Genomic DNA, 5,517 nt, shown 5'->3' with positions numbered 1-5,517 from the left:
CCCACCCGTTCTTGTGCGATTGGGGCTTGACTTTGGGTGCGAGGTGCTACCCCTCTCGGGCTCGGCCGGTCGCGAAGCGTCCGGCCGTTTTCCGGCCGACCACAGCGCCTCGCAAGGGCCCCGAAGTCAAGCCCCAATCGCGGATCGTCGCGCAGCGGCGATGAACCCCAGTCTTTCGTCCGAGGTGCACGCCCACGCTGGAACAGGCACAGCCCAACGCAACGGAACCACGCTGGAACCAAGGGCCCACGAACCTCTACGCGAACTCCGGATGCGCCTCAGGATGGGCATCCCACCACTTCCGGTACTCCGGGTTCCGATCCAACACGGACCGATAAGCATCGGCCGCACGAGCGAAAACCTCATGAGCCCGCCCAGCCACAGGAGAATCCCGCCGAGTGGCAACGAAGATGTCGGTCATCAACGGCATCCCCCGCAACCGTCGGATCACGATCCCGTCCCCGCCCCGCGACGGCGCAGCAGCAAACGAAACACACCCAGAGGCAACCAACCCCCGGGCCATGCTCGCCTCCCCGGTGTGGTGGGTGAGTCGAGGCACGAACCCGGCGTCAGCACAAACCTGGAACATCTGAGTCCGAGACCCGATGTGAGGCTTGGGCGGGGTGACCCAGTCCCGATCAGCCAACTGCCCCAACTCGACTTCCTCAAGCCCCGCCAACGGATCCGACTCCGACAGGGCCACGAATGCAGGCTCGGTGACGAGCTTCCGCAACTCGATCCCGGCGAGATCCCGAGCGTGCATCCCGTCGAAGAACTCGAACAGCGCGACGTGCACCTGCCCGGCCTCCAACATGTCCACGATCTCCGCGGAAGACGGACGCACCTCCGCCCGGACGTCGGCGTTGAGCCCGCGCAGCCCTTCCACGAGCGTGGCGAAGTACAGGATCGGGATGCAGCCGAGGAACAACGGCCCGCGCCGGCCGGAAGCACGGGTCGTGCTCGTCAGCTGCGCCATCTCGTCGAGCACCAGCCGGGCCGTGCCCAGCACCCGGCGCCCGAGGTCCGTTGGGACGCAACCGTTGCGCGTCCGGTCGAAGAGCTGGCCGCCGAGCAGTCTCTCGACGGTGCGCAGCTGGGCGGACAGGGCCGGTTGGGTCAGTCCCAGCCGCGTGGCGGCCCTGGTGACGCTGCCCTCCTCGGCGATCGTGCGTACCGCTCGGAGGTGGCGGAGCTCCAGCTCGGGCATAAAGACCTTGTATCCCCCTTCTGAATGCGCCGCCACCCTTCGATCGGGGCATAGTGACTTCGATCGATCTTCCGGCCCGGCGCTTGCGGCAGCGCAACGGGTCCGGCGCGGGAGGGTGCGCACCCCTCGGTTCGACGCTGCTGCCGTGCACCCTGCGCTCCACGGCAGTAGCGTCGGACCCATGGCGGTGTCGGCTCATGACCGCGGTCTGGCCCGACTACGACGACTACCAGGGCAAGACCGACCGCGAGATCCACGTCGTGGTGCCGGAACCCGTCAAGGGATGACGACGGCGGCGCCGGTCACGCTGACGCGCCGGTCCTCCCGCGTGGCGTCGACCTCCAGCCGCGACGGCCTGCCCATGTCCTCGCCCTGGCTGATGACGAACCGTTGCGGCCCTTCGAGGTCGCGCAGGTAGCCGCCGAACGCCGCGGCGGCCGCGCCCGTCGCCGCGTCCTCCACGACACCGCCGACCGGGAACGGGTCGCGGGCGTGCACGAGGTCCGCGGACTCGCGCCAGAACAGGTGCACCGTCGTCAGGTCGTGCGCCAGCATCAGGTCGCGCAACGCGTCGAAGTCGTAGTCGAGCCGAGCCAGCTGTTCCCGGTCGCGCAGGGGGATGATCAGGTGGCGGGCGCCGCCGAAGCCGACGTGCACCGGTCCGTCGCCGATCTCCTCGTACCCCAACGCCTTCAGCGCCGCCGCCACCAGCTCATGGTCCGCGGGCGACGTGCTGGTCGGGACGCTGGTCAGCGTCGCCGTGCCGTCGGCGGTCTCGATGGTGATCTCCCCGGCCGGCGTGTGGAACGTCAGCGGCCCGTCACCGATCCGCTCGGCGAGCGCGACGGACGTGGCGATCGTGGCGTGCCCGCAGAACGGCACCTCGGCCTTGGGGCTGAAGTACCGGACGTCGAACACGCGCTCGGTGGCCCACGGGACCACGAACGCCGTCTCCGAGTAGCCCAGCTTCGCGGCGATCGCGAGCATCTCCTCGTCGGAGAGCCCCGACGCGTCCAGCACGACGCCCGCCGGGTTGCCGCCTGCCGGATCCTTCGTGAACGCGCTGTAGCGCAGTACCCCCGTGTCGCTCATACCCCGCTGCAACGCGTAGCAGTGCTGAAGTCTTCCGTGCTTGATCGTGGTCGTGTAGTACCTCAGCCCGGCCTTCTCCAGCACCCTGCCGGACGCGGTGTTCTCCGCCTGGTGACCCGCGACGACCCGGTCGGCGATGGCGAGCGCCTTGTCCCGCAGCTGCTCGGCGACCCGCGTGGCGACGCCGCGGCCCCAGTGGTCCGGGTCGATCCAGTAGCCGATCTCGATCTCGCCCAGGTCGCCGTCGAGCATCTGCCCGAGCCCGACGGCCTCGCCGTCCTCGACGACCAGGTGCATGCCGAAGCCGTGGTCCTCCCAGTGCCGCAGCGCCTGCGCGTGCCGCAGCTCCACGTACTCCCGCGTCCACGGCCGCCCCTCGGCGATGAACGTCGTCATCCTCGGGTCGACCGCCCACCGCAGGAAGTGCTCGAAGTGGTCGTCCGCCCAACGCACGAGTTCCATGAACCCATCGTGCACTAGGACAACTGCTGGAGAAGCCCCTCGCAGGTGCGGACGACGACCTGGGCGGCCTTCCGGTGCTGGTTGGCCGCGTGCACGTCGGCGGCCTGCGCCTGCCAGCGCACCAGCGCGTCGAGCAACGCCTCCCGCAGCTCACGTGCATCGGCCTCGTACTCGAACCCGAGCCGTGCCGCAGGAGCCGTGCCCTCGGCGCCGACGATCCGCAGCGCCTCGGTCTGCAGCTCGGCGGGCAGCTTCGTGCGCCCGGACTGCAACGCCGCCACGAGCCGCAGCTCGCGGAAGTCGTGCGCGGAGGCCACGACCCGTTCCAGGTCGGCCACGAGCTTGCGGGCGTGCTGCCGCGGTTCCATCCGCAGCAGCACGTCCAGCGCCAGCAACGCCGACCGCGCCTTCAGGACCTCCCGGCGCTCGGTGAAGTGGATCGCGATCGAGTCGCGCAGCTCGCCGAGCCCGCTGCGCTGCACCAGCTGGCCGGTGAGCTTCACCTGCGAGTCGAAGCCCTGCCGGATCAGCGCGGTGATCAGCCGGACGCCGAAGATCCCGAACCGTTCGAGCAACGCCTGGCGCACCACCGGGTCCATCGCCAGCGGAAACTGCTCGCCGACGAACCGGTCCGCCGACAGCAGGTGGTCCTCCAGCTCCTCCCGCCCGAGGGACGCGAGGACCCGCAGGGCCCCGAACTCGTCCTCCCGCAACGTCTTCGCGGCGACGGCGAGCAGCCCGGCGACCGAGACAACGTTCTGGCACAACGGTTGCACGGCGACGTCACGCCGGTAGCGGCGCGCGATCTGCTTGGCCGACGACAGCGCGTCGATCCGTCCCGCGCCGATCTCGTCGGCACGGGCGAGCACCGCGACGGTGTGGATCGCGGCGGTGCGGGCGATCGGGTGGTCGTTGGCGGACTGGAGGAACTTCAGGTCGTCGTCCTGCACGTGCCGCATCAGGTACAGCAACGCGTCCGCGTCGCCCAGCACCTGCTCCGGCGTCGCCTCGGACGGGGTGTCGATCAGCACGACGTCCCGCAGCGTCCGCGACGGCCACTCGACGACGACCTTGTCGGCGCGGTCGAACTGGCCGGTCTCGACGTGGTGCCGGGCGCCCCGCCGGCCGATGCCGACCTCGTGCGGGCGGCCGGGACCGGAGAACACGTGCGCCCGCGGCTCGGTTCCGCCGCGGTACCAGACGAACGAGCTCTGCGGCGCGAACTCGTCGCCGATCAGCGCGTTGACGACGGTGGACTTGCCGATGTGCGCGCGGCCGGCCACGGCGATCCGCACGGGTTCGGTGTAGCGCTCGGCGTGCGAGCGCAGCCACGCCGTGGCGCGCGGGCTGTCGCGGTAGACGCCCATCGCCTCCTGAAGCATCGACCAGACGACGCGGTCCAGTGTCACGCGGTGAGCTCCATGGCGGGACCCCCGAGCGCCTGCACCCGCTTGTACAGGTTGACGAGCTTGTCCAGCTCCTTGCGGCCCTCGCGCATCCGGCGCTCGCGGTCGGTCTGGTCGTCCTGGATCGCGCGCTTGGCGCTGCGGGCCGACTCCAGCAACGTCTCCTGGAGCTCCTCGGCGAGGGTGCTGAAGTGGTTGCGCAGCGAGCGCTGGATGTGCCGGCCGGAGTCGCGGACGTCCTTGGAGAACTTCACGAAGAAGTCGTCGACGTGCCGCTGGGCGGCGGCCTTCGCGGCGGCCTGGCGGCGCTTCAGCCGTTGGTCGCTCTCGTCCAGAATGGACTTGCCGCCGAAGAGCGCGCCGGCGCCGAGCGAGATGACGTTGATCAGCGGCATGCCGGCCAGCGACGTCACCAGGCCGAACATCAGCACGCCGCCGTAGGAGCCGCGCAGACCCGTGAAGAGCTTCTGCGGCACCGAGAACGGCTCGATCTTCGGCTTCTCCAGCCTGCTGGCGGGTTCCAGCAGGTCGTCGGGCAGCACCGAGCCGGGGATCAGGTCCTCGCGGTAGACGGGGAAGTTCTTCGCGACCTTCGCGGCCACCCACTCCGCCCGTTCCATCAGCCAGGCGAAGTTCGTGGTCGCGGCCTCGTTGAGGTTGTCCTCCAGCCACTGCTCGAACTTGTCCCAGCCGACCGCGGGATCGGCCTCGTCGTAGGTCTTGTCGACCTCGCGCAGGATCCGGCGGGTCCGGTCGCGCAGGTCGTACTCGACGTCGGAGACCAGGTCGGCCATCTCGTCGTTCAGCACGTTCTGCCAGCGCGCGGACCGGCGGCGCAGCTCGTCCACGCGCCGTTGCGCCTCCTGCAGCGTGGAGATCGTCGCGGTCGTGTGCGACGAGTCGTGGGCCGTCAGCTCCTCGCGCAACGGCGTGACGAGCTGGGTGATCGCGCTCGACGCCACGACGGCGACGGCGCGGCGGGCCAGCAGGTCGGCGGACGCGACGATGTCGCGCTGCACGCACGCCAGCAGCTCCGGGAACCCCGACTCGGTGTTGAGCACCTGGTCGCCGGTCTTCGCGGCGCGCAGCCGCAGCGCCGACGACACCGGGATCAGCTTCGCCCGGACACCGGCGCGGGCCAGCAGGACCCGGTTGCGTTCGACGACGGCACGCCAGCTCGGCACCAGGTCGATCTTGGTGACGACCACCGTGACGTTCGGGCAGGCCTCCATGACCTTCTTGAGCAGCGTCATCTCCGCCGACGTCAGCTCGCCCGTGGCGTCGGAGACCAGCAGCACGGCGTCCGCCTGCATGAGCGTCGCGAACGTGCTCGCGGTGTGCGCGGAGCGG

At 70.2% G+C, this 5,517-nt stretch carries 5 protein-coding genes; 1 reads left to right on the top strand and 4 read right to left on the bottom strand.

The window, feature by feature from the left end:
* Positions 1-256: 256 nt before the first annotated feature.
* Entirely contained in the window at positions 257-1,207 is a 951-nt protein-coding gene (locus VF330_RS02450; protein ID WP_330849815.1) for a LysR family transcriptional regulator, read from the bottom strand.
* A 197-nt stretch (positions 1,208-1,404) separates the two neighbouring features.
* Between VF330_RS02450 and VF330_RS02445 the strand changes: the two genes are divergently transcribed.
* Positions 1,405-1,494 carry a nitroreductase/quinone reductase family protein gene (locus tag VF330_RS02445; RefSeq protein ID WP_330849814.1) on the top strand — a complete coding sequence of 30 codons (90 nt, stop codon included), beginning with the start codon at positions 1,405-1,407 and terminating at the stop codon, positions 1,492-1,494.
* Here VF330_RS02445 and VF330_RS02440 read toward each other — a convergent pair.
* The 3 genes from VF330_RS02440 to VF330_RS02430 form a co-directional block, all read right to left on the bottom strand.
* On the bottom strand, positions 1,484-2,761 hold the full coding sequence (locus VF330_RS02440; RefSeq protein ID WP_330849813.1) for a PhzF family phenazine biosynthesis isomerase: 1,278 nt from the start codon (positions 2,759-2,761) through the stop codon (positions 1,484-1,486). The two genes, VF330_RS02445 and VF330_RS02440, sit on opposite strands and share 11 nt — an antisense overlap.
* A gap of 14 nt (positions 2,762-2,775) precedes the next feature.
* Positions 2,776-4,170 (bottom strand): hypothetical protein, encoded by a 1,395-nt coding sequence (locus tag VF330_RS02435; protein ID WP_330849812.1) that lies wholly within the window; start codon positions 4,168-4,170, stop codon positions 2,776-2,778.
* A partial coding sequence (locus tag VF330_RS02430) for a GTP-binding protein (RefSeq protein ID WP_330849811.1) occupies positions 4,167-5,517 on the bottom strand: 1,351 nt, incomplete at its 5' end. The genes VF330_RS02435 and VF330_RS02430, both read right to left, overlap by 4 nt.

Origin of the sequence: Lentzea sp. (assembly GCF_036380075.1) — a bacterium.
Lineage (GTDB): Bacteria > Actinomycetota > Actinomycetes > Mycobacteriales > Pseudonocardiaceae > Lentzea.
This window is presented reverse-complemented; position numbering and strand designations above follow the sequence as displayed.

Bases quoted from the DNA above. Each gene is read 5' to 3' on its own strand.
- VF330_RS02445 (WP_330849814.1), top strand. From the start codon at position 1,405: ATGACCGCGGTCTGGCCCGACTACGACGACTACCAGGGCAAGACCGAC.
- VF330_RS02440 (WP_330849813.1), bottom strand. From the start codon at position 2,761: ATGGAACTCGTGCGTTGGGCGGACGACCACTTCGAGCACTTCCTGCGG.
- VF330_RS02450 (WP_330849815.1), bottom strand. From the start codon at position 1,207: ATGCCCGAGCTGGAGCTCCGCCACCTCCGAGCGGTACGCACGATCGCC.